Genomic DNA, 23505 nt, shown 5'->3' on the forward strand with positions numbered 1-23505 from the left:
AATAGAGGGCTTGGGCCTCGCCATTTATGGCAGGACTATCGCCTATGCATTTCAAGGTGACGCATTGCTTTTTCCTTCTCCCCTTGAATAGGGGTATAGCGCCAGCGAAAGTATAGCTTTCGCCAGCGTTGGGTGGCCCGCAGGGCCGGATGAGGGGTAAATCCGGCATCTTCCGCGCGTATCTGCTGACAGTCTACCCCTCACCCTACCCTCTCCCCTAAAAAGGGGAGAGGAAGAATAAAACAAACCCGTCAAATTCCATGTGCGATAGCGCTGCCGTAAAACGGGGCGGGCCGAGAGGTCTTCGCTATCCATTCTCGATCGGGCCAAGGCCGATGAGGCGAACTCGGCGGCAACTAAGCGGAAACCATTCCTGACGCAAACGGGTCGCCAGTCTTCGTAAGCAGGCTGACAAAGCGCAAGAACCGGAGCGACGCCGCATCTGTGTGGTGTCATATGAGACGAATTCTTGTGATCCGGAGTCGTCCATGTCCCTGTCCAGTCTTGCCAAGCTGATCGCGCTCGCCGCCATCTGGGGCAGTTCGTTCCTGTTCATGCGCATCGCGGCGCCGGTCCTGGGGCCGGTAATGCTGATCACGTTGAGGGTGCTTCTGGGCGCGCTGTTCCTGCTGGGGCTGGCGGTCATCCAGAAGAAGGGTCTGGACGTGCGGACGCACTGGAAGCACCTGCTGATCCTGGGGCTGCTCAACACCGCCCTGCCGTTCACCCTGTTCGCCTTCGCGGCCGAAACCCTGCCGGCGTCGCTGCTGTCGATCCTCAACGCCACCGCGCCGATCTTTGGGGCCATCGTTTCGGCCCTGTGGCTGCGCACGCCGTTTACACTGAAGTCGGCGGCGGGGCTGCTGCTCGGCATTGCCGGCGTGGCGATCCTGGTCGGCGTCGACGGCACGGCGATGCGCACGGCCACCATCGTCGCCATCGTCGCGGGGCTGGCCGCCGGCCTGTGCTACGGCATCGCCTCGGTCTATGCCAAGCAGGCGAAAAGCGTCGAACCGTTCGCCAATGCGCATGGCTCGTTGTGGGCGGCGGTCTTGTGGATGGTGCCGGCTGCGCCCTTCTTCCCGCCGGTTGCCGCGCCCACGGCGATGGTCGTCGTGGCCGTGCTGGCGCTCGGCATCCTGTGCAGCGGTGTCGCCTACAGCCTCTATTTCAAGCTGATCGAGGAGATCGGCGCGGCGCCGGCCCTGAGCGTCGGCTTTCTCATCCCCGTATTCGGCGTGCTGTGGGGACATCTGGTGCTCAACGAACCGGTGACGCTGCGCACCGTGATCGGCGGGCTGGTCGTGCTGGTCGGGACGGCCCTCATCACCGGCTTCAATCCGGCGATCCTGATGCGGAAACGCGTTACGGCAGTATGACGACGAAGGTCTTGATGACCGGCTCGATGACGTGCCACTTGCCTTTGAAGCCCGGCCGGAAAACGAAATGCTGGCCTGGCGTCAGGTCCCAGAAGTCGCCGCCGTCCTCGCTTACGATGGCGCGGCCCTCGATCAGGGTGCAGTATTCCCATTCGTCGTAGGAAACCCTCCAGGCGCCGGTCGTCGAGGCCCAGTAGCCGGCATAGGTCCTGTTGTCGCCCCGGTCGTCCAGCGTCCACACGGTAAAGCGCGGATCGCCGTCGATGACGCTGGCCGGATCGGGCGCGCCGTATTCCGGGTCGGGCAGGTTGGCAGGGTCGAACAGGACGAAGTGGACCATTCCGGAATGCTACGCCTGTTCGCGAAAAAGAAAACCCCTCCACTCGGGAGCGGAGGGGCCGTGGCGCCGGCGGGCTGACGATCCCGGATCACATCGTCAGATCGCGACAGCCAACTGGATCGAGGCGGTATAGCCGCCGCTGATGCTGCCGGTCGGTGTAAGGGTCGATGCTGTCAGCTGCGCCGTCGTGTCGTCGCCGAAGACGTTGTCGCTGGCGAAGGTGATGGCCGCCAGATTGCTCACGCTGGCGCTGTAGCCGGTCGCGGCGCTGTAGAAGGTCTGGCAGAAGGACCGGTCGATGGCGAACTGGGTCGTGTAGAGCTTGTTCGAATAGCTGGTGGCCGTCGACAGGCTGGCATAGACCTCGACATGGATGTGCGGCATGCGGCCGGAATAGCAGGCCGGCACGATCGTGGTGAAGGTGACCTGGCCGTTGCTGTCGGTCACCTGGACGCCGCGCAGGTAGTTCTGGTTGGTCACGGTATAGAGCGAGTAGTTGCCGTCGCGGTTACAGTGCCAGATATAGATGGCGTAGCCCGACAGGGTCTTGCAGCCGAGATTGCTGTTGACCAGGGTGATGGTCAGGGTCAGCTGCACGCCGTCGGCCGTGCCGGAATAGCTGCCGACGCTGGTGCGGATGTCGCTGCGCACCACGCCGCTTTGCGTCAGCACGTTGACGACGCTGCCCGATACGGTGTTCGAGCCGTCGCCGGGATAGGGCCCCTGGGTTTCGGTCGGCAGGGTGGTGCAGGTGCCGGAGGCGGACGACGAACTGCTCGAGGACGAGGACGCGCTGCTGCTCGAAGAGGATGACGAACTCGAAGACGAGGATGAACTGGAAGAGGACGATACGCTGACGCTGCTGCCGCCCGACGATCCGCCACCGCCGCATGCCGCCAGCAGGCCGGTCGTAAGCGCCGAGGCGCCGAAAAGCCCGAGCGCGCGCCTGCGGCTGGTGACGGACTCGATCAGGTCTTCAAGGCTGCCTTCATCCTTGTGAAACGGTTCGGCGGGCTTTTCCGAAACCGTTACACGCGGGCTTGAGAACATGCGGCGGACGCGTTCGAGGGGCGAAGGTGTGGGGTTGGTGTCCATTCAGATCTCCCGGGCTGGTATTGGGCGAAGATCTGGATAGCGGGCGATCGGGGCGTAAAAATGAGAGGTTTTCGAGCCTCTGTTTCGGACTGAAACGAACTCGACAAGTTTGAAATAGTCTTTAAAAATATAAACTTAGTTTGAAGGGGCCAAGGGCAGGGCCAGTTCCGCGACCAACCCCTTTGCGAGAGCGTGCAGGCGTACGTCGCCGCCGTGGGCGCGCGCTGTGGCGCGGCAGACGGCCAGGCCCAGGCCGGTGCCCGTGATCGTTTCGCCGTGGTCTTCGGTGTACCGGTAAAACGGCAGGAAGACGCGTTCCAGTTCGGTATCGGGCAGGCCGGGTCCGTCGTCGGCCACGGCGACTACGGCTTCGTCGCCACGGACGGTCACCGAGACGCGGGCTGTCCCGCCGTATTTCAGCGCGTTGTCGATCAGGTTGTCGATCAGACGGCGTAACGCCACCGGTTCGGCTTCGACAACGGGGCTGGCCTCGTCTTCGTCAAGCGACACCGCTCCGCCCATTTCGGCGCGGTCGTCGACGGCGCAGGCGACCAGCGAGGCAAGGTCGAGCTTTTCCCGGGCGCCGGCCTGGTCGGAATCGCGGATGAAGGCCAGGACGTCGGCGATCATGGCCTCCATCTGGCCGACATCGCTCAGGATGGCGGCACGGGTGGCGTCGGGCAGGCCCTCGACCTTGAAGCGGATGCGCGTCAGCGGCGTGCGCAGGTCGTGCGAAATCGCGCCGACCATCGACATGCGGTCCGATACATATTTCTGGATGCGCGCCTGCATGCGGTTGAAGGCGGTGGCGGCGACGCCGATCTCGGCCGGGCCGTCCAGCGGCATGGCGGGCGCCCTGGGATCACGGCCCAGGCGGTCGGCGGCGACCGCAAAGGTGCGGATCGGACGCGTGATGCGCCGCGCCAGCCACCAGGCCGGCGGTCCCATGACCAGGATGCCGCCCAGAATCCACAGGACGGCGCGGCGCAGCCACTCCCATTCGGGCGACGGCTCGACGATCGTCCAGGTGCCGTCCGCTTCGTGCCGGGCGGCGATGAATTCGCTGAGATCGCCCGCCGAGGCGGGACCGGCGCCCTGGGGCGGGGGCGGGATATCGTCGAAGCCCGGCCCTCCCGGCGGCGGCCCACCCGGTCCGGGCTCGCCGTCCGGTGGGCCCATGCGGTCGTGCGGCGGTCCGCCGGCGCGGCGCGGATCCGGGCCTTGCGGTGCGACGGCGGCCGAGGTCGCGATGACCATGTCCGGCACGCCGCGCCGGACGACGCGGACATCGCCGGCCGGCCGGTCCATGGCTTCGGCCAGGGTCGCCGCGAGGTTCGTCTCGTTGCCCGCCTTCAGTTCGTCCGGCAGGTCATGGCTGTGGCGGATCGTCAGGTTGCGCCGATGACCGGTGGCCGTGCCGTCGAAGGCCGCCACGACTTCGGCCGTCGAGTAGTGCGGCGGCTGGCCGACCGGCGCTATGCGTACCGCCAGGACTGTCACCAGTTGCGCCACCAGTATGGCCGCCAGCGTCAGGACCAGGATCTGGACGGTCAGGGGAAGGTGCGGCGGGCGAAACCGGGTCATGCCCGCGTCACCACGCAGTCGAGCAGGTAGCCCTGGCCGCGCTGCGTGCGCAGGATGTCGCCGCCGCCGTGGGCTTCCAGCTTCTTGCGCAGGCGGCTGACGGCGATATCGACGCCGCGCCCGGTCGAACCGGGGCCTTCGGCCGCATTCAGGTCTTCACGCATCAGGGGGGTGCGCGGCTGGGCCAGCAGCGCCGACAGCAGCGCGCCTTCGCCGGCCGTGAGCAGGATCATGGCGCCCGACGGACTGCGCAACTGGCGGCGCGCCGGATCGAAGCTGAACTCGGCGAAGCGGTAGACCTGGCCGCGGCGCAAGGCGCCTCCGCTGTCGTCGCGGCGGCGCAGGACGGCGCGGACACGCGCCAGGAGCTCGCGCGGGCTGAAGGGCTTTGGCAGGTAATCGTCGGCGCCGAGCTCAAGGCCGACCACGCGGTCGGTTTCCTCGCCGGCGGCGCTGGCCATGATGACGGCCGGGCCGCCCGACATGTTGAGACGGCGGCAGACTGACAGGCCGTCTTCGCCCGGCATGGAGACGTCGAGTACGATCAGGTCGACGGGACATTCGGCGAGGACAGCGTCCATGGCCGCTGCATTGGCAGCCGTGTGCACGATGTAACCGTTATCATCGAGATAGCGCGAAATCTGGTCGCGAAGCTGGTCGTCGTCGTCAACGATAAGCAGATGTCGTTCACCATCCATGGGCACCGTCCATGACTCATCTGATATCACAGTGTGAAACCGGGTGCACAAAAACAATAAAGGCGGCCGTGTGGCCGCCTTCATGGGTCTTTAAATGACGGATCCGGACCTATTTCGGCGCCAGGATCATGATCATTTGCTTGCCTTCCATCTTGGGCTCGTATTCGACCCGGGTGGTCGGCTCGAAGTCGGCCTTGACCTTTTGCAGCAGCTTCATGCCGAGTTCCGGGTGGGCCATTTCACGGCCGCGGAAGCGCAGCGTCACCTTGACCTTGTCGCCTTCTTCGAAGAAGCGGTGCATGGCCTTGGTCTTCACCTCGTAATCGTGGATGTCGATATTCGGGCGAAGCTTGATTTCCTTGATTTCGACGACCTTCTGCTTCTTGCGGGCTTCGGCCTTCTTCTTCTGCTCCTGGAAGCGGAACTTGCCGTAGTCGAGAATCTTGCAGACGGGGGGATCGGCGGTGGGAGAGACCTCGACGAGGTCCAGGCCAGCTTCTTCTGCGGCTTCAAGCGCGGCGGAGGTCGGCATGATGCCTTGCTTTTCGCCGTTCTGGTCAATCAACAATACACGAGGAACTTTGATGTCCTGGTTGATGCGGGGGCCGTCTTTGGGAGGCGGGGCTTGGATCGGGCGACGAATCGGTCGTTCTCCTGGGGCTGTTAAAACAAAAATCGGGTCGGTTTGCGACGCGGCGGGATTATGACGCCGCCGGGCCGTTCGATCAATCCTTAATAACCCGGTGTGGGTTAAAATTTAGGGAAAAGCGCGCACTCGGCCTAAGCGCGGATCACGCTTTAAAGCGACCTGAGGCTAAAATAAGAAGCGCGCGGTAAACATCAAGGGTGCGGGCACACATCACGTCGAGCGAAAAGTGGTCTTTTACGTGGGCGCGGCCGGCCTCGCCCATGGCGAAACGCCTGTCCTCGGGCAGCTGGATGGCCGTCTTCATGGTGTCGGCCCAGGCATCGACGTCACCCGTCGTGACCAGCCAGCCGGTTTCCCCGGGAATAACGGTCTCGACCGTCGCGCCGTGCGCGGCCGCGAGGGGCGGGCGAAGCATGGCCTGGGGCTCGACGGCGGTGCGGCCGAAGGCTTCGGGCTCGATCGACGGCGCCAGCGCATAGTGGCTCATGGCATAGGCCGACGGCATGTCGGCGCAGTGCCCGACCAGCTTTACGTGGTCGTTCAACGCGTTCTCGTCGATCGCCTTGAGCAGCGACTGGGTATAGTCGCTGCGGCCCTGATCGTCGCCGGCCATCAGGACCAGGAAATTGTCTATCCCTTGCGCGCGCAGTTTCGCCGCCGCCAGGATGATCAGCGCCTGACCCTTCCAGCGCGTCAGACGCGCGCCCAACAGGAAGCGGATGCGGTCGTCGGGCGTGATGCCCCACTTTTCTTCCAGCGTCATGATGCGGCTGACGTCGAAGGCCTCGGGATCGAAGCGTTTCAGGTCGATGCCGCGCGGGATGGCGATCACCCGCTCCGGCGGCAGGTGATAGGTTTTCAGGATATGGTCGCGTGTGAAATCTGAATTGGCGATGACCATGTCGCCCCTGGTCATCTGGCTGTTGTACCAGCGTTTCAGCGTTGATCTGGCGTTATAGATGCCGGCATAGGTCGAGACCGAGCGCACGCCGCAGGCTTTTGCCGCCGCGAACGCCGCCATGGCCGGGGCGCGCGACCGGACGTGGACGATATCGACCTGTTCGTTCCGGATCAGGGCCTTCAGGGCCTTGACGTTTTTCCACTGCACGAAGGGGTTCTTGCTGTGCACCGGCAGCTTGACCAGGGTCGAGCCGCCTTTCAGCAAGCGGCCTTCCAGGCGTCCGCCTTTCGACACGACGATCGAGCGGCCGCCGGCGCGGATCACGGCCTCGGCGACATCGACCGTCGTCTGTTCGACGCCGCCGGTGTCGAGCTCCGGCACGATCTGCATGACGCAGGCGGTGAAGGGTTTGCTGTCGGGCATGAGGCCATGTAGAGGGGAAGCGCCAACGCGCAAAGGGAATTTGAATGACCACGATACCAGAGGTAAATCAAGAGCCTGTCGCCTTTCTCGATGCGCCGGACGGCGACCGGATCGCCTGGCGGCGGGTGCGCGGGACCGGTCCGACGATCCTGTGGCTGGGCGGGTTCCTGTCCGATATGACCGGGTCGAAGGTGGCGCGGTTGTCCGAGGAAGCGGCGGCGCGCGGTTGGGACCTGTTGTGCTTCGACTATTTCGCGCACGGCGAGACGGGGGGCGACTTCGGTCAGGCCAGTGTCGGGCGCTGGCGCGACAACGTGCTGGCGGTGGTGGATGCCCTGACCGACGGGCCGGTGATTGCCTTCGGCTCCAGCATGGGCGCGCATATGCTGTCGCTTTTGATCAAGGCTCGTCCCGGCAAGGTCGCGGCGGCGGGGTTTCTTGCGCCGGCGGCCGATTTCGTCACGGCGCTGATGCTGCCGTCCCTGTCGCCCGAGGACCGGCGGCAATTGCAGGTCTCGGGCGTCTACATGATGCCGGGCTACGACCGCGACGTGCCGATGAGCCAGGCTTTTTTCGATGACGCGGCGAAGCATACGGTGCTGGGTTCTGCGATCGCTTTCGAAGGACCGGTGCGGATTCTGCACGGCATGCAGGACGACGTCGTGCCATGGCAGCACGGCGTGCGGCTGATGGAAGCACTGACCTCTCAGGACGCGCATATGCACCTGATCAAGGACGGCGACCATCGCCTGTCGCGGCCGCAGGACCTGGATTTGCTGGTGGCGACGGTGGCGGAATTACGCGCCATCGCTTCGGCGTCAGCCTTGGAAGATCTGCAACGATATGCCCAGGATCATGACAAAGGCGAAGGTTCCGCTGTTGATGACCTGATGGCTCAACGTCGATCCGAAGCCGAACGTCACTGAAGGATTGCCCCTTCCGTCTCCCCTTCGCCAAGGGCTTCGGGGAGCCACTTTCCCGCTTCGCCGGTCGGATTCACACATTTTACGCCGGTTGAAAGAAAGCAAGAAACCCCACCACCACATCTCCTTCTCCCTTGCTCCCGCAAGGGCTCAGTCGTGCGGTCCCCCTCCCCATCGCTTCGCGACGGGGAGGTATAAGTAAGAGCAATTTCAAACTCTTGTACCTCCCCGTTTTCGCAGAAAATGGGGAGGGGGACCGCCCGTAGCGAAAGCGTAGGGTGGTGGTGGGGTTTCTTGCTTTATCGGCGTCGAGCCGAGCCAGACGGAAGGGGGAAGCTAGCTGTCAGCGAGGATCAGGTGGTGCAAAGCTGACGCAGCGCCTCGACAACGTTCCGGACGGCGGCTTCGGCCTCGGGCGTGACGAAGGTGGCGTTTGGGCGGACCTTGGCGCGGTTATGGTTGAGCAGCAGCGCGGTATCCTCTGTCATCCGCGCTTCGAGCACGCGCAGGACTTCCAGCAGGGCGGGATGGGCGATTTCGCCGCTCGACGTGCAGGTGATCAGCGCGGTCGGCTTGTGCGCGAACTCGCAACTGCCCACCGTCCAGTCGATGGCGTTCTTCAGCATACCGGGAATGCCCATGGCATATTCCGGCGTGGCGATCAGGATGGCGTCGGCGGCATTGAGGCAAGCGCGAAACGCCAGCACGTCGGACGGGGCGTCATCGGCATGATCGGGCGTAAAGGGCGGCAGGACGGTGCTGACCGTCTCGACGTCGAACATGCCCATCCGCCGGATCGCCTCGATCAGGGCGGCGTTGATCGAACCGTTGCGCAGGCTGCCGTTGAGTGCCGCGAGTTTCATGGCAGAAGGGCCGCCCAGATGGCGTTCAGCCCCTCGACATAGGTCGGGTAGCGCAGCCGCCAGCCCAGCACGGCCTTGGCGCGGGCGTTAGAGACGCGCTTGTTGTCGGCATAGAAGCGCCGTGTCGCGGGGCTCAGGGCCGGATCGTCCCAGGCGATGGCGGGCGGCGGCGCGATTCCGATAAGGCGTGCAGCATGAATCAACACTTGATCGGCCGGGGCGGGGCGGTCGTCGCACAGGTTGAAGCTGTCGTTCGTGCGGCGCTCCATGGCTGCCAGAAGCGCCGTGGCGCAATCGTCGTGGTGCAGCCGGGAAAAGACATGGCCGGGCTTATGGATGCGACGCGCCGTGCCGTCACGCAGCCGTTCGATGACATTGCGGCCGGGGCCGTAGAGGCCGGGCAGGCGGAAGGTGCTGACGCGATGCTGGCCAAGACCCCTCCACTGGCTTTCGGCCAGGACGCGGCGGCGGCCCTCGGTCGAGGAGGGGAGAAGCGGGCTGTCTTCCCACACCCAGCCGCCATCGCGGTCGCCATAGACGCCTGTGGTCGAAAGATAGCCGATCCACTTTCCGGATGTGGCCTTGAGGTGCGGTTCCAGCGAAGCATAGGCCGGGCAACCGTCGTCACCGGGCGCAGGCGTGATCAGCAGGGCGGATGCGTCGGCGACGGCCTGGGCGAGGGCTTGTGCATCGCCGGGATCGACGCTTGCCAGCCCTTCGGCTTCAAGCGATGCGCGCTTTTCCGCGTCGCGCGCCGTGGCGATAGTGGTGTGGCCGGACGCGCGCGCGCGATCGGCAAAGGCCTTGCCGATAAAGCCATAGCCGAAAATCAGGACCGTATCGGTCAACGATGCGATGTGGCGGCCGCGGCGACAGCCGAGCTGGAGGCCGAGGCCGAAGATTGCGCTGCCGACTGACGTTTGGCCTCATCGGCCTTGCGTTCGGCTTCCTTGGCCTGGCGGATGCCGCGTTCGCGCACCATGCGGAAATAGTCGGGCAGCTCGATCTTGTGGCCGAACGGCGGCGGCGAGACCATGCCCTGGCCCTGCGGCCAGACAAGGCTGAAGGCGATCAGCAGGACGGCGACGACGGCAGCAGCCGGATAGAAGATCTTGTCGGGCATGCCCGCCTTATAACCATATTGCCGCACCCGCACCAGTTCTTTTGCGGTGCGCAGAAAGCTGCGCTAAAAAGCGGCGGAAACACGGCGTGAACCTCTTGCGTAACATAAATACCACACCATATCGCTGCTACCGGATGCCGATGCGGTCGCTTCCAGCAAGGGCCGCGAAAGGATCCGGAATTCCGCCGTCACGGGGAGAACCGTTTTATGAATATCGAAAAGTATTCTGAGAAGACTCAGAAGCTTATCCAGGCCGCGCAAGCCATTGCCCAGGCCAACAGCCACCAGTATTTCATGCCGCAGCACGTGCTGAAGGCGCTTGTCGACGACAAGGACGGCTTGACCAGCCGCTTGATCGCGCTCGCCGGCGGCAATGCCGATGCCTTTGCCGGTGCGGTCGATCTCGGCCTCACCAAGCTGCCGCAGGTTTCGGGCGGCAGCGCGCAGCTTTACATGCACAACGATACGGCGCGCCTGTTCACCGAAGCCGAAAGCGAGGCGCAGAAGGCCGGCGACGCCTTTGTCACCGCCGATCGCCTGCTGCTGGCCGCGGTTTCGGGCAAGGAGTCCGAGCCCATTCTCAAGGCCGCCGGCACGACGCTGAAGGCGTTGCGCGAGGCTGTGACTAACTTCCGCAAGGGCAAGACCGCCGACAGCGCCACCGCCGAAAGCGGCTTCGACGCGTTGAAGCGCTATGCCCGCGACCTGACCCAGGCCGCGCTCGACGGCAAGATCGACCCGGTCATCGGCCGCGACGAGGAAATCCGCCGCACGATCCAGGTCCTGGCGCGGCGCACCAAGAACAATCCCGTGCTGATCGGTGAGCCCGGCGTCGGCAAGACCGCTATTGTCGAAGGCCTGGCGCAGCGCATCGTCAATGGCGACGTGCCCGAAAGCCTCAAAGACAAGAAGCTGATGGCGCTCGACATGGGCGCCCTGATCGCCGGCGCCAAATATCGCGGCGAGTTCGAGGAGCGGCTGAAGGCCGTGCTCAACGAAGTCACGACCGCCGAAGGCCAGATCGTCCTGTTCATCGATGAGATGCACACGCTGGTCGGCGCCGGCAAGGCCGACGGCGCCATGGATGCGTCCAACCTGTTGAAACCGGCCCTGGCGCGCGGCGAACTGCATTGCGTCGGCGCGACCACGCTCGACGAATACCGCAAGCACGTCGAAAAGGACCCAGCGTTGGCCCGGCGGTTCCAGCCGGTCTTCGTCACCGAGCCGACCGTGGAAGACACGATCTCGATCCTGCGCGGCCTCAAGGAAAAGTACGAGGTCCACCACGGGGTGCGCATTTCGGACAGCGCCATCGTTTCGGCGGCGACCCTGTCGAACCGTTATATCCAGGACCGGTTCCTGCCCGACAAGGCGATCGACCTGATCGATGAAGCCGCGTCGCGCGTCCGCATGGCGGTCGATTCCAAGCCGGAAGAGCTCGATGAGCTCGACCGGCGCATCGTCCAGCTCAAGATCGAGCGCGAGGCGTTGAACAAGGAAACCGACTCTGGGTCGCGTACGCGGCTGGAAAAGCTGACCAACGAGCTGGAGGAGCTGGAAGGCAAGTCGCTGCAGCTGACCACGCGCTGGAAGGCCGAAAAAGACAAGGTCGGATCGGCAGCGCGGGCGCGGGAAGCTTTGGACCGGGCGCGTATCGAACTGGCCAACGCCCAGCGTGCCGGCGACCTGACGCGCGCGTCTGAGATTCTTTACGGCCGCATCCCGCAGCTGGAAAAGCAGTTGCAGGACGCTGAGAACGCGCCGCAGGACAAGCCTTTGACGCCTGAAGTGGTCGATTCGGCGCAGATCGCCGCGGTGGTGTCGCGCTGGACCGGCATTCCGGTCGACAAGATGCTGGAAGGCGAACGTGAAAAGCTGCTGCGCATGGAGGACGAGCTGCGCAAGCGGGTCGTCGGCCAGGACGAGGCGCTTACGGCTGTGTCCGATGCCGTGCGCCGGGCACGGGCGGGTTTGAAGGATCCCAACCGGCCGATCGGATCGTTTCTGTTCCTGGGGCCGACGGGCGTCGGCAAGACCGAGCTCAACAAGGCTTTGGCCGAATTCCTGTTCGACGACGAGACGGCGATCACCCGGCTCGACATGTCGGAATATATGGAAAAGCATTCCGTTTCGCGCATGATCGGCGCGCCTCCGGGCTATGTCGGCTATGACGAAGGCGGGGCCTTGACCGAGGCCGTACGGCGCCGGCCTTACCAGGTCGTGCTGTTCGACGAGGTCGAAAAGGCGCATCCGGACGTGTTCAACATCCTGTTGCAGGTGCTGGACGACGGGCGGCTGACGGACGGGCAGGGGCGGGTCGTGGACTTCCGCAACACCTTGATCGTCATGACGTCGAACCTGGGGTCGGACGTGCTGGTCAATATGGACGAGCATGCTTCGGTCGAGACGGTCCGGCCTTTGGTGCTGGACGTGGTGCGCCGGCATTTCCGGCCGGAGTTCCTGAACCGGATCGACGAGATGATCCTGTTCCATCGCCTGGATCGCGCGCATATGCACGACATCGTGCGTATCCAGCTGAAAGGCCTGGAAAAGCTCCTGGCCGACAGGCAAATGACGCTGTCGATCGACGAGGCGGCTTTGAACTACCTGGCGGAGCGTGGCTTCGACCCGGCCTACGGCGCCAGGCCGCTGAAGCGCGTGGTGCAGAAGATGATGGTCGACGGGATTGCGAAGCGTATCCTGGCCGGGGACCTGTCCGATGGGGACGTCATCCATGTCGGATTCGACGGCGAGGGGCTGGTGATCGGAAAGCCGGTGTTGCAGTAACGGGGTTTGGGGCCTGTGGCCCCAAATCTTCCCTTTTCAATAAAAAGGCCTGCCCTGAAAAGGGCAGGCCTTTTTATTGAAGAAGATAAGGTTCGTGGGGTCACGGACCCCACACCCCATTAGCGGGAGAGCGCCTTCGCCGCCAGCCACTGCAACCCCGCCAGATGCTGCTGGTCATGGCTGCACAGATAATGGATCAACGCCCGAAACGTCACCGGACCGTAATCTTCGAACTCGGCCGTCCGTTCCATCTGCTCCGGCGACACATTGCCCAGCAGTTCCAGCGTCTCTTCGCGCGCAAAGCGGAACGCTTTCAGCACATCCGGCGCGAACGCATCGGCGTAGCCGCGCTCGACCTTCAAGCGGTCGCCGTCTATGCCCGGCAGATACGGATGCTCTTCGCGCAGAATCCGCACGAACCGCACATGGTAGCCGTCGATCTCGATATCGCGCACATGACACAGCTGCTCCAGCGCCGAATAGTGCTCGCTGGGGCACGTATCCCACGAAGGCGGTGTCCATAGCTGATAGCCATCCGGAATGGCGCCATAATGCGCCTCCAGGCGGTCGGGGAACGCAGCCAACGCTTCTAAAGTCGCTGCGTCCATATCCTCAGTCCCGCAGCAGCTCGTTGATGCCCGTCTTGGCGCGCGTCTTGGCGTCTACCCGCTTGACGATGACAGCGCAGTAGAGCGACGGACCGCCCTTGGGATCGGGCAGCGAGCCGGGCACGACGACCGAATAGCTGGGCACGCGGCCCATGAAGATCTCGCCCGTGGCGCGGTCGATGATCTTGGTGGAGGCCGACAGGTACACGCCCATCGACAGCACCGAACCCTGCTCGACGATCACGCCCTCGGCCACCTCGGAGCGGGCGCCGATGAAGCAGTCGTCCTCGATGATGGTCGGCGAGGCCTGCAAGGGTTCCAGCACGCCGCCGATACCGGCGCCGCCCGACAGGTGCACATTCTTGCCGATCTGGGCGCACGAACCCACGGTCGCCCAGCCATCGATCATCGAGCCCTCGTCGACATAGGCGCCGATATTGACGAAGGACGGCATAAGCACGACGTTCTTGGCGATATAGGCGCCCTGGCGCACGATCGACCCCGGCACGGCGCGGAAGCCGGCCTTGGTGAAATCGCCGGCGTTCCAGCGCGCGAACTTGTTCGGCACCTTGTCCCAGAAGGGGCCCAGGGGCGCGTGCTCGAACAGGCCCTGGCCCGCGTGCATCAGCTGGTTGCCGTTCAGGCGGAAGGACAGCAAAACGGCCTTCTTCAGCCATTCGTGCGTCACCCACTGGCCGTCGACCTTGTCGGCGACGCGGAAGCGGCCGCAATCGAGCAGGTCGAGCACGCCCTGCACCGCCTGGCGCGCCGGACCCTGATAGGTCGGGCTCAGCGTATCGCGAACCTCCCATGCGGCTTCGATATCATCCCGGAAGGCGGCAAGGTCGGACATGGCAGTTCCTTTGGCGTTTAGTCGCCCCGCACTTAAGGACCAAGCCTCGTCTAATCAAGTCATTAATGTGATTGACTCTTACATCGCTAATTGGCAATATAGCTAAATGGCAATGAAAGAACACATATCCGACCCCATCAGCCTGGGCTTCGCGGCCCTGGCGGACCCGACCCGCCGCGCGGTGCTGCAAAGGCTGTCCGCGGGCGAAGCTTCGGTCGCCGAGCTGATGGAGCCGTTCGATCTGACGCAGCCGACCATTTCCAAGCACCTCAAGGTGCTGGAAGACGCCGGCCTGATCGAAAGCGGACGACTGGCGCAACGCCGGCCGCGCCGCCTGAACAGGCAAGGCGTCGAAACCCTGTCGAAGTGGCTGGAAGACTTCCGCCAGCAATGGGATCGCCGCTTCGACAATCTCGAAAACTATCTGACAGGCGTGAGCCAGAATGGATCAGCAGATGACACAAGCGACCAAGACACCGCCAAAGACTCCGACCGGCGCTGAGATCGACACCGCTACGAACACCATCCGCCTGCGGCGCTCGATCGCGGCGCCCGCCAACAAGGTGTTCGAAGCCTGGACGACGCCGTCCATCGTCAGCAAATGGTGGGATCCGGACGGGACGCCGCTGCGCGAATGCGAGATCGACCTGCGCCCGGGCGGCGCCTTTCGCTTCGTCAATGAAAGCCACGGCGACGGCCATGCCTTTGCGGGCGTCTATCGCGAGATCGCCGCGCCCGAGCGGCTGGTCTTCGACGCCCTGGGCGCCGAAGGCACGGTCGACCTGGTCGAACGCTTTGGCCGGACCGAAATCACCGTGGCGATCGTCTGCGCGTCGCCGGACCATCTTGAGCAGTTCCTGAGCCTGGGCGTCGCCCGCGACACCGGCCGTACGCTGGACCAGCTGGTGGCCCTGTTCGAGACGGCGTAAACTCTACCAGTCGTGGCGATCGGGATGCCAGGTGCGGTCCCGGTCGTCCTGCACCACGACCGTGCCGCCGTCGTCGCGGCGGCTGTCACGGTCATTCCACCGATCGCCGCCAATGGCCAGCGGTCCGTTGGCCTCGCCCAGCACGGCTTCGCCGGACTGGCTGACGCCCGAGCCGACAGCCTCGGCCGCCTTTCCCGCCAGGATGACCGGCAGGGCCAGGACGCCGATGACCAGCTTGCCGCTGGCCTCGGCGAACCGGCCGGTGGCGACGACCACGTCGCCGGTCGCCCTGGCTTCGTTATCGACCATGGTCTGCGCGGACGCCTGGCCCGCAATCAGAGCCGCGGACACGGCTGCCGCGAATATAAAGGCTTTCATCCTATTCCCCCAATCAAGGCGCGACGGCGACGGTGGCCGGCGCGCGGTTCAGCACATAGGTCTCGCTCATCAGGTCGTAGCGGCGCATGAAGGCGGCCATGCTCTCGTAAGACACGGTCTCGATCTCGTCGCCCTGGTCGTCCATCTTCAGGCGCGGATCGACCATGGGGCCGAAGACGCGCTGGAACAGGTTGGCGTGGATGACGGTCGGCTTGAACCAGGCCCTGAGATCGGCCTTGATCTGCGCGTAGTCGTCGGTTTCCCAAGTCGCGGACGAAATGACATCCAGCACGAATTCGGTGCAGTTCTGGTGGCGGGCGTCGAACGGGCTCGATACCAGTGAATAGCTGGGAACATGCAGCTTCGCATAGGTGGGCGACTGGATGACGGCCAGCAGCCGGCGCTGCATTTCCGGTGTCGGAATGATGATGGCGACATCGTCGGCCTGGTCGCCGCTGACGAAGTCGAGCGGATAGTCCTGGGCCAGGTAGGACTGGTCGGCTGGCAGCGTCTTTCCGTCGCCCTGGTAGAGGTTGTAGGACGCATAGCCCTTATAGGCCTTGCCGTCGCCGCCGGTAATGTCGCTATAGACCCAGAAGGCGGCGTGCGTATAGGCGATGCCTTCGGGCAGGTCCTTGCGCAGCTTGCCGGTGCGGAAGACGATGGCGACGCGGGCACCATGGGCGCCCAGGTCGCGCTCGATCTGCTTGGCGAAGCCGGCCGCCTCGACCGCGGTGAAATGCGGCGCCGGCGCCCGCCCGCTCAGGCCGGAATCCGGAACGGGATGCGGGGCGTCATTGGCAGCAGCCGGAAAGGCCACCGCCAGGGCCAGGAATGCCAGCCCGGCGCGGATCATGGCCGGGTCTTCTTCTGCGGGGCGGGGGCCTGGGCGTCATGGGGAACGCGCGGCGCGGGCTGCGCGACCACGGTCTCGGGCGAGATTTCAAGCGGCGAATTGGCGAACTTCAGGCTGTCCAGCCCGGCATCGGTCAGGACGATGCCGGTGGTTGCGGCTACGCTGCCGACGGCGACCACGGGCACGGATACGGCGCCCACGGTCAGCTTCACGCCGGCTTCGGACAACTCGGCCGTGGCGGCGGCGGAATCGCCGACCGCCTTCGACACATTGGCCACGCTGTCCTGCGCGTAGGCGGCTGGCGCCGCCAAAGTCAGAACCGCTGCCGAGACCATCAGATACGCCTTGTCCATCTCACCCTCCATATGTGAACAATGTTCATGTGAACATCGTTCAACACTTTGGCGGAGTCAAGCGGATTTACGTTGACGTTAACGTGATCAGTTCAGAGTGGACAAAAAGGCCTTCAGCGACGGGCTGCGGTGGTCGACGAAGGTGTCGAGATTGGCGGCGGCGTGCGGGCCGACCAGCACCGTCGTCATGCCCAGTCCGTGGGCGGGTTTCAGGTTGCGCGGACTGTCCTCGAAGAAGATCGTGTCGCGCGGGCTGACCAGGTGCGCCGCCATCATCAGTTCGAAGGTGACGAGATTGGGCTTGGGCACATAGTTGGCGTGTTCGAGGTGGAACAGGCCGTCGAACAGCTCGGTCATCTCCAGCTTCTTCAGCAGGCGCACGGCGTGCTTTTCGTCGCCATTGGTGAAGACGACCTTGCGGCCGGGCAGGGCGGCGATCAGGGCATTGAGTTCCGGATCGGGATGCAGGTCGTCGAGCGGCACGTCGTGGACTTCGTCGAGGAAGCGGCGCGGCTCGACATTGTGGTGCGCCATCAGCCCGGCCAGGGTCGTGCCGTGTTCGTTGAGGTAGCGTTTCTGCAGTTGAAACGCTTCTTCCGGCGGCAGGCCTGTTTCGCGCGCCACGAAGGCCGACATGCGCTGCTCGACCAGCGACATGACATTGGCCTCGAATGGATAGAGGGTGTGGTCGAGGTCGAATAGCCAGGTGGTGATATGGGCGAGGTCGGGGCGCATGGTTGGCTTTCTGAGTGTGAGGCTCAAGCAAGAAACCCCACCACCACATCTCCTTCACCGATGCTGACGCATCGCTTCAGTCGTGCGGTCCCCCTCCCCATTTTCTGCGAAAACGGGGAGGTATAAGGGGACGAAACCGCGCTTACTTGTACCTCCCCGTTCCGAAGGAATGGGGAGGGGGACCGCCCGGAGCGTTAGCGTAGGGTGGTGGTGGGGTTTCTTACTTAATCAGCCTTGATCAAAGTCCCGGCGCCGTGTTCGGTGAACAACTCCACCAGCATGGCGTGCGGGCGGCGGCCGTCCAGGATGACCACGGCTTCGACGCCGGCTTCGACGGCGGCGATGGCGGTCTCCAGCTTCGGGATCATGCCGCCCGAGGCGACGCCCGACTCGATCAGGCCCTTGGCTTCGGACAGGGTCAGCTGACGGATCAGTTCCTTGTTCTCGTCCAGCACGCCGACCACGTCGGTCAGCAACAGCATGCGCTTGGCGTCGAGCTTGCCCGCCACCGCACCGGCGACCGTGTCGGCGTTGATATTGTAGGTCAGCCCGTCCTCGGCGACCCCGATCGGCGCGATCACCGGCACGTAGTCGTGGTTCGGATCATCGATCAGCGTGCGCAGCAGCTTGTCGTCGACGCGGCGGGGTTCGCCGACATAGCCCAGGTCGATGACCTGTTCGATCATCGAGTCGGGATCCTTCTTGGTGCGCGTGGCTTTCTCGACTGTGATCAGACCGGCGTCCTTGCCCGACAGGCCGACGCCGCGCACATCGGCTTCGGCGCCTGCGCGCGTGATCCAGTTGGCGATTTCCTTGTTGACCGCGCCGGACAGCACCATTTCGGCGATTTCCATCGTGGCGTCGTCCGTGACGCGCAGGCCGTCGATAAAGGTCGACTTGACGCCGGCGCGGCCCAGCATGGCCGAGATCTGCGGCCCGCCGCCGTGCACGACGACCGGATGGATGCCCAGCAGCTTGAGCAGCACGATGTCCGAGGCGAACAGCTTGGCCGTCGCCTCCTCGCCCATGGCGTGGCCGCCGTACTTGATGACGACGATTTCGCGGTCGTAGATCTGGATATAGGGCAGGGCTTCCGCCAGCGTCTTGGCGGTGGCCCAGCCTTTTTCTTCTTCGGGCGTGTAGGGCGTATCGGTCATGCGCGCGCCATAGCGCACACACGCGCCGCTGTACATTGGCTTTTTGTGAAAATTTATCCAGACACCAGACTGGAGCGGCTGTCCGCCGGCAGGAAGCGGTCCTTGAACGGCAGGATGGCGGCGCCGATGGCTGCCGCGTCGCCGGCCATGGCGGCGCGTACGACGGGCGGGCGCTCCCAGGTGAAGTCCATGTTCATCGACAGCTTCATGTTGATGCGGTCGCACAGGCGATCGACCAGGCTTTCCGGCAGCCGGCCGCCGATGAAGACCGCATCCGGGTCGATGCCGCACATCAGGGTCAACAGCGGGGGATAGAGATATTCCGCTGTCTGATCGAGCCAGGCGTCCGCGCAGGTCTGGCCGGCTTCGTTCAGACCGTCGAGGCCTGCCGGCGAATCGACGTGGATGCCCGCCTCCGCCAGTTGCTGGTAGAGACCGTTGAGCAGGATGGCGCTGCCCAGGGTCTTGCCCGGCTCGTTGTGGCGCGAGCGGAACGGGTGGAAGCGCGGCAGGAAGCCGATTTCGCCCGAGCGGCCATGGGCGCCGCGGAAATACTGGCCGTTGATGACAAGGCCGCCACCGAGCCCCGCACTGATCAGCACGTAGAAGAAAGAGCTGGCCTTGAGCCCATGCCCGAAATGAAGCTCGCCGATGGCGGCGGCCGCCGCGTCGTTCTCCACGAAGACCGGGACGTCGAGCTGGCGTGCGATGACGTCCTCGATGCGGATATGGTTCCATTCGTGATAGAGCGGCGGCTGGCCTTCCAACGAGATATTGCCCAGCTCGTCCGGCATGGCGACCCCGACGCCGATCAGGCGCGTGCTGTCGATAATGCCCGGCTTCAGGATTTCGGCCACGGCGCCTTCTATGAACTGCTCGGTCTGAAATGGATCGGCGAAGCTGATCTCGCGGCTGACGCGGGCGCGGGTCTGGCCGGCGAAATCGAGCGCCACCATGGTCAGGTGGTCGCGGTCGATATTGAGGCCCAGCGCAAAGGCGCCGTCGGGATTGATGACCAGGTTGTTGGCCGGCTTGCCGCGCGGCGGCACGACGCGCCCGGCGACGTGGACCAGGCCTTCGTCGAGCATGGTGTTGGTGATGCGGAAGACAGCGGGCGGGGTCAGGCCGGTCAGGCGGGCCAGTTCGGAGCGGCGCACCGGGCCGTTGGCGCGGATGGCCTGCAGCGTGATGCGGCGGTTGTGGTCGCCGGCGACGACGATATTGGTGCCGGAAAAGCTCGGCGCCTCACGTTCTTCGGCGTGGACCGTCTTGCTGCGCCGGAACTGCGCGCCATTCCTCTGCGTGGTGGTCATGCCTGGTCTGCCCGCTTCCCCGAGCGGCCATGATGTCTGAGTTGTGACACGAAATCCACAGGTAATCCGCGAATTTTGCCTATGACAACGTTATCGCCTGTGGAAGCGTAACGCCGTAAAACGGCCGGAAACGGCCGATGTCTTGGTGTCGGACCACCCGGCAGCCCGCATATGCGCCCTGACGGCTGATTCGGGCAGGGAGGATTTCGCCCCCTTTGGATAGACGATCCATACGGGCAGCGCCGGCAGCTGTCCAGGATCGGACAGCGCCTCAGGGGTTTCGGCGATCATGACGACCTGGGCAGCGGCGTCCAGGCTGGCGGCCATGCGGCCGTCGAGCGCGGCGGCCATGGCTTCGTCGGTGACGGCGCCGATGACGAAGGCGGGTGCGTCCGGTGAGAGGCCCAGTTTCGACGCCAGGGACGGCGGCGGCGTGGTCATCTTCTTCGCCCAGGTCTCGGGGCGAGGCAGGCGCAGGGCGTATCCGGTGCCGTCATGCGTAAAATGCAGGGCACCGTCGCGCGCTATGACGTCGGTGATGTCGCTCAGCCTGAACGTCCCGCGCAGGTCACCGCGCACGATCAGTTCGTGCGATTCCAGCAGAGCCTTGACGCGATGGGTGGCGCCGGCGGTCTCGATGTCGCTTTCGGCTTCGAGACCCATGGGACTTACAGTCCGCAGACGCGAAGGATTTCCGCGCGCAGCTCCGGAATGCCGAGGCCTGTTTCCGATGAGGTCGCCAGCACGACCGGGTGGGCGGCGGGGCGCTTGCGGATACCCTCCGCCGTGGCGGCCTTGACCTTTTCCAGCTCGGCCGGCTTGATCTTGTCGGCCTTGGTCAGGACGATCTGGTAGCTGACGGCGGCGCCGTCGAGCGCGTCCATCGGCTCGGCATCGACGGCCTTCAGGCCGTGGCGCGCGTCGATCAGCAGATAGGCGCGGTGCAGGTTCGGACGGCCGCGCAAGTAATCGCGGCCGAGGTTCTGGAACTTCTTGACCTCGGTCTTCGAGGCCTTGGCCCAGCCGTAGCCCGGCAGGTCGACCAGGTGCAGGGCGTCGTTGACCAGGAAGAAGTTGACCTCGCGCGTGCGGCCCGGCTCGTTCGAGGCGCGCGCCAGGTGCTTCTGGCCCACAAGCGCGTTGATCAGGCTCGACTTGCCGACGTTCGAGCGGCCGGCAAAGGTCACTTCGGGCAGGCTGGTGTCGGGCAGTTGCACGATCTTGGCGGCGCCCATGACGAAGCTGGCCGGGCGCGCGAACAGCACGCGCGCCCGTTCCAGGGTCTCGGCATCGATGGTGTCGGGCGATTGCGGGGCGTCTTCGGTCACGCGACCTTCTTTTCGGTCTTGCCGGTGATCTTCGCGATCAGGTCGTCGATCGGGTTGTCGACCTTCATGCGGCGCATGATGGTGTACTGCTGCAGGATGGTCAGCAGGTTGGACCAGAAGTAGTAGATCATCAGGCCGATAGCCAGCTGCGAGAAGAAGAAGACCATGATCAGCGGCATGAAGGCCATCATGCGCTTCTGCATCGGGTCGATGCCCGACATCGGCGTGAAGTTCTGGCTGGCCCACATGCTGAGGCCGTAGAGTATGGCGACGGGGCCGACGTGCAGCGGGCCGTCGAGAAAGCCGCCGATGAACGGAACCGTGGCCGGCGTATAGGGGATCAGGCCGAACAGGTTCATGATCGTCTTGGGGTCGGGCGCCGACAGGTCGTGGATCCAGCCGAAGAACGGCGCCTGGCGCAGGCCGATATCCATCTGCAGCACCTTGACCAGGCAGATGAAGACGGGAAGTTGCAGCAGCATGGGCAGGCAGCCGCCGAGGCCGGCCATCGGATTGACCTTCTCCTCCTGGTACAGCTGCATCGTCGCTTCCTGCTGCTTCTGCATGTCGTCGGGGAAGCGCTTCTTGATGGCGTCGAGCTTGGGTTGCAGGCGCTGCTGGACGTGCTTCATCTTTGTCATCTGCTCGTACGAGCGGTGCGCCAGCGGGTAGAAGGCCAGCTTGACGATGACGGTCAGGCACAGGATGGCCAGGCCGTAATTGTGCACCATCGAATACAGCCAGGTCAGCAGCAGGAAGAAGGGGTGGGTGATGAATTCCAGCGAACCCCAGTCGAGCGCCTTGTTGAACAGAGGCAGGTTCAGCGACTTGGCGTAGGCGGCCAGCATGTCGTCCTGCTTGGCGCCGGCGAAGATATGCGACTGCGTCGACCAGGTCTGGCCGGGGGCGATGGTGACGGGCGCCGCGGCCATGTAACCGGTGGCGAAGATCGGCTTCTGCTTGTCGCCGCGGTTCTGAACCGTGAACTTGGCGTTCAGCGTCTGGTCGGGGATGACGGCCGTCATCCAGTACTTGTCGGTGATGCCGAACCAGCCGCCCGTCGACGAATCGCTGAGCGTCTTCTTGCCGTCGGCCAGGTCGCGATAGCGCGACTGCTTGGTAATGTACTGGCCGGGCTTCAGGCTGTAGGTGGCGATGGCGCCTTCATGGACGTAGGCGTCGTGGTTGGCATAGGACGGAATGCCGTAGCGCACGACCTGGGCGTAGGGCGCCAGCGCGACGGCCTGCGCCGTGGCGTTCGTCACCTGGTCGGCCTCTGTGATCATGTAGTTGTCGTCGATCGACAGGGTGCGCGTGAATTTCAGGCCCGCGCCGTTGTCATAGGTCAGCACGACCGGATGGCCGACCGACAGCACGCTGCCCGGGGCCGCGGTCCACACGGTGTTGACGGTCGGGGCATTCGGCAGGTTCTGCGCCGAAAAGCCGCTGTCGACATAGAAGGCGGTCTCGGTGCCGGCGGGCGACAGCAGCTCGACGTTTGGCGAGCCCTTTTCGGTCGTCTGCTTGTACTTGACGAGGTAAAGGTCGTCGATGACGGCGCCCTTGAGCGCGATCGAGCCCTTGACCGACGGCGTGTCGATGGTGACGCGCGGCGATTGCGCCAGCGCCTGGTCGCGCGTCAGGTGCACGGCGGAGGGCAGAAGCCCCGCGGCCTGCGAGCTGGATGAGGCCGAAGCCGCCGCGGCTTGCGCTTTCTGGGCCTTTTCCTGCTGCGGCTTGACGATGAAGAACTGATACCCGAACAGCAGAACCATGCAGGAGATCAGGAAAAAGATCATATTCTTGTTGTTGGCGGTGTCGTTCATCGAACAGTCTTTTCCCGTGAAGCCGTGTCTGTATTTGAAGTTGGGGTCGATTTAGGGCGCGACAGCCTTATCAGGGCCGCTTTGACATCGTCAAGCAGTCCCGCCCAGTCGCGCTCGACCGTGGTGGCGCGCGCGACGAAGACATAGTCGTGGCCGGGCAGGCCGTGCAGCGGCAATAATGCTCTCGCAGCCTCGCGCAGGCGGCGCTTGGCGCGATTGCGAACGACGGCGCCGCCGATCTTTTTCGTTGCCGTGAACCCGACGCGCATTTCATCCCCCTCGCCGCGGTTGCGCGCCTGGACGACGACGGCGCCGCGCGCCTGATAGGGCGCTTTCGCGGCCTTCAGGAACTCGGCGCGGACAGTCATCCGTCCAATTTTTGGGGCATCGGTCATGGTGCGGGG

26 protein-coding genes are annotated in these 23505 nt (G+C 64.5%); 5 read left to right on the forward strand and 21 right to left on the reverse strand.

Going from position 1 to position 23505, the window contains the following annotated elements; genetic code table 11:
- Window positions 1–488: 488 nt before the first annotated feature.
- A complete protein-coding gene (locus AB8717_RS04190; protein ID WP_443749774.1) occupies window positions 489–1379 on the forward strand; it encodes a DMT family transporter in 891 nt (296 codons plus the stop codon).
- On the opposite strand, the gene AB8717_RS04195 is transcribed toward AB8717_RS04190, so the two are convergent.
- The 6 genes from AB8717_RS04195 to AB8717_RS04220 form a co-directional block, all read right to left on the reverse strand.
- The gene (locus AB8717_RS04195) at window positions 1366–1719 is read right to left on the reverse strand and encodes a cupin domain-containing protein (protein WP_443749775.1); all 354 of its coding nucleotides are present in this window, start codon (window positions 1717–1719) and stop codon (window positions 1366–1368) included. The two genes, AB8717_RS04190 and AB8717_RS04195, sit on opposite strands and share 14 nt — an antisense overlap.
- A 96-nt stretch (window positions 1720–1815) precedes the next feature.
- Window positions 1816–2814, reverse strand: a complete 999-nt coding sequence (locus AB8717_RS04200) for a dioxygenase family protein (protein ID WP_443749776.1) — start codon at window positions 2812–2814, stop codon at window positions 1816–1818.
- A gap of 135 nt (window positions 2815–2949) precedes the next feature.
- Window positions 2950–4398, reverse strand: coding sequence for an ATP-binding protein (locus tag AB8717_RS04205; protein WP_443749777.1), 1449 nt, complete (start codon window positions 4396–4398; stop codon window positions 2950–2952).
- Entirely contained in the window at window positions 4395–5096 is a 702-nt protein-coding gene (locus AB8717_RS04210; RefSeq protein WP_443749778.1) for a response regulator, read from the reverse strand. Before AB8717_RS04210 ends, AB8717_RS04205 begins: the two co-directional genes overlap by 4 nt.
- A gap of 109 nt (window positions 5097–5205) precedes the next feature.
- On the reverse strand, window positions 5206–5727 hold the full coding sequence (gene infC, locus AB8717_RS04215) for a translation initiation factor IF-3 (RefSeq protein ID WP_443750855.1): 522 nt from the start codon (window positions 5725–5727) through the stop codon (window positions 5206–5208).
- A 160-nt stretch (window positions 5728–5887) separates the two neighbouring features.
- Window positions 5888–7069, reverse strand: coding sequence for a glycosyltransferase family 4 protein (locus tag AB8717_RS04220; RefSeq protein WP_443749779.1), 1182 nt, complete (start codon window positions 7067–7069; stop codon window positions 5888–5890).
- A gap of 44 nt (window positions 7070–7113) precedes the next feature.
- On the opposite strand from AB8717_RS04220, the gene AB8717_RS04225 reads away from it, so the two are divergent.
- Window positions 7114–7995: an alpha/beta hydrolase gene (locus AB8717_RS04225; RefSeq protein ID WP_443749780.1), complete on the forward strand. Its 882-nt coding sequence runs from the start codon at window positions 7114–7116 to the stop codon at window positions 7993–7995.
- A gap of 350 nt (window positions 7996–8345) precedes the next feature.
- On the opposite strand, the gene AB8717_RS04230 is transcribed toward AB8717_RS04225, so the two are convergent.
- From AB8717_RS04230 to AB8717_RS04240, 3 genes are read right to left on the reverse strand one after another with little or no spacing between them, the layout of a single operon-like run.
- Window positions 8346–8855: an NADPH-dependent FMN reductase gene (locus AB8717_RS04230; RefSeq protein ID WP_443749781.1), complete on the reverse strand. Its 510-nt coding sequence runs from the start codon at window positions 8853–8855 to the stop codon at window positions 8346–8348.
- The gene (locus tag AB8717_RS04235) at window positions 8852–9703 is read right to left on the reverse strand and encodes an NAD-dependent epimerase/dehydratase family protein (RefSeq protein ID WP_443749782.1); all 852 of its coding nucleotides are present in this window, start codon (window positions 9701–9703) and stop codon (window positions 8852–8854) included. The genes AB8717_RS04230 and AB8717_RS04235 overlap by 4 nt, the downstream gene beginning before the upstream one ends.
- Entirely contained in the window at window positions 9700–9978 is a 279-nt protein-coding gene (locus tag AB8717_RS04240) for a hypothetical protein (protein ID WP_443749783.1), read from the reverse strand. Before AB8717_RS04240 ends, AB8717_RS04235 begins: the two co-directional genes overlap by 4 nt.
- Before the next feature lie 207 nt (window positions 9979–10185).
- On the opposite strand from AB8717_RS04240, the gene clpB reads away from it, so the two are divergent.
- Window positions 10186–12765, forward strand: coding sequence for an ATP-dependent chaperone ClpB (clpB, locus tag AB8717_RS04245; RefSeq protein WP_443749784.1), 2580 nt, complete (start codon window positions 10186–10188; stop codon window positions 12763–12765).
- 119 nt (window positions 12766–12884) lie between these two features.
- On the opposite strand, the gene AB8717_RS04250 is transcribed toward clpB, so the two are convergent.
- Window positions 12885–13373, reverse strand: a complete 489-nt coding sequence (locus AB8717_RS04250; RefSeq protein ID WP_443749785.1) for a DinB family protein — start codon at window positions 13371–13373, stop codon at window positions 12885–12887.
- A gap of 4 nt (window positions 13374–13377) precedes the next feature.
- Complete coding sequence (dapD, locus tag AB8717_RS04255) at window positions 13378–14226, reverse strand: 2,3,4,5-tetrahydropyridine-2,6-dicarboxylate N-succinyltransferase (protein ID WP_443749786.1); 849 nt, start codon at window positions 14224–14226, stop codon at window positions 13378–13380.
- A 112-nt stretch (window positions 14227–14338) separates the two neighbouring features.
- Between dapD and AB8717_RS04260 the strand changes: the two genes are divergently transcribed.
- Window positions 14339–14728 carry an ArsR/SmtB family transcription factor gene (locus AB8717_RS04260; protein ID WP_443749787.1) on the forward strand — a complete coding sequence of 130 codons (390 nt, stop codon included), beginning with the start codon at window positions 14339–14341 and terminating at the stop codon, window positions 14726–14728.
- Window positions 14682–15155 carry an SRPBCC domain-containing protein gene (locus tag AB8717_RS04265; protein WP_443749788.1) on the forward strand — a complete coding sequence of 158 codons (474 nt, stop codon included), beginning with the start codon at window positions 14682–14684 and terminating at the stop codon, window positions 15153–15155. The genes AB8717_RS04260 and AB8717_RS04265 overlap by 47 nt, the downstream gene beginning before the upstream one ends.
- A 3-nt stretch (window positions 15156–15158) precedes the next feature.
- Here the strand turns inward: AB8717_RS04265 and AB8717_RS04270 are convergent, their stop codons facing one another.
- From AB8717_RS04270 to rnpA, 10 genes are all read right to left on the reverse strand, one after another.
- The gene (locus tag AB8717_RS04270) at window positions 15159–15533 is read right to left on the reverse strand and encodes a hypothetical protein (RefSeq protein ID WP_443749789.1); all 375 of its coding nucleotides are present in this window, start codon (window positions 15531–15533) and stop codon (window positions 15159–15161) included.
- Window positions 15534–15546: 13 nt separating this feature from the next.
- A complete protein-coding gene (locus AB8717_RS04275) occupies window positions 15547–16389 on the reverse strand; it encodes a DUF2145 domain-containing protein (RefSeq protein WP_443749790.1) in 843 nt (280 codons plus the stop codon).
- Window positions 16386–16742, reverse strand: a complete 357-nt coding sequence (locus AB8717_RS04280) for a hypothetical protein (RefSeq protein ID WP_443749791.1) — start codon at window positions 16740–16742, stop codon at window positions 16386–16388. Before AB8717_RS04280 ends, AB8717_RS04275 begins: the two co-directional genes overlap by 4 nt.
- An 87-nt stretch (window positions 16743–16829) precedes the next feature.
- Complete coding sequence (locus tag AB8717_RS04285; RefSeq protein WP_443749792.1) at window positions 16830–17477, reverse strand: pyrimidine 5'-nucleotidase; 648 nt, start codon at window positions 17475–17477, stop codon at window positions 16830–16832.
- A gap of 224 nt (window positions 17478–17701) precedes the next feature.
- Window positions 17702–18634 carry an acetylglutamate kinase gene (argB, locus tag AB8717_RS04290; protein WP_443749793.1) on the reverse strand — a complete coding sequence of 311 codons (933 nt, stop codon included), beginning with the start codon at window positions 18632–18634 and terminating at the stop codon, window positions 17702–17704.
- Window positions 18635–18687: 53 nt separating this feature from the next.
- Window positions 18688–19947 (reverse strand): ROK family transcriptional regulator, encoded by a 1260-nt coding sequence (locus AB8717_RS04295; RefSeq protein ID WP_443749794.1) that lies wholly within the window; start codon window positions 19945–19947, stop codon window positions 18688–18690.
- A 90-nt stretch (window positions 19948–20037) separates the two neighbouring features.
- Window positions 20038–20610, reverse strand: a complete 573-nt coding sequence (locus tag AB8717_RS04300; RefSeq protein ID WP_443749795.1) for a hypothetical protein — start codon at window positions 20608–20610, stop codon at window positions 20038–20040.
- A 5-nt stretch (window positions 20611–20615) separates the two neighbouring features.
- A complete protein-coding gene (yihA, locus tag AB8717_RS04305) occupies window positions 20616–21275 on the reverse strand; it encodes a ribosome biogenesis GTP-binding protein YihA/YsxC (RefSeq protein WP_443749796.1) in 660 nt (219 codons plus the stop codon).
- Complete coding sequence (gene yidC / locus AB8717_RS04310) at window positions 21272–23101, reverse strand: membrane protein insertase YidC (RefSeq protein ID WP_443749797.1); 1830 nt, start codon at window positions 23099–23101, stop codon at window positions 21272–21274. Before yidC ends, yihA begins: the two co-directional genes overlap by 4 nt.
- Entirely contained in the window at window positions 23098–23469 is a 372-nt protein-coding gene (gene rnpA / locus AB8717_RS04315) for a ribonuclease P protein component (RefSeq protein WP_443749798.1), read from the reverse strand. The genes yidC and rnpA overlap by 4 nt, the downstream gene beginning before the upstream one ends.
- Between the last annotated feature and the right edge of the window lie 36 nt (window positions 23470–23505).

The organism is Asticcacaulis solisilvae (assembly GCF_052327315.1).
GTDB classification, from domain to species: domain Bacteria; phylum Pseudomonadota; class Alphaproteobacteria; order Caulobacterales; family Caulobacteraceae; genus Asticcacaulis; species Asticcacaulis solisilvae_B.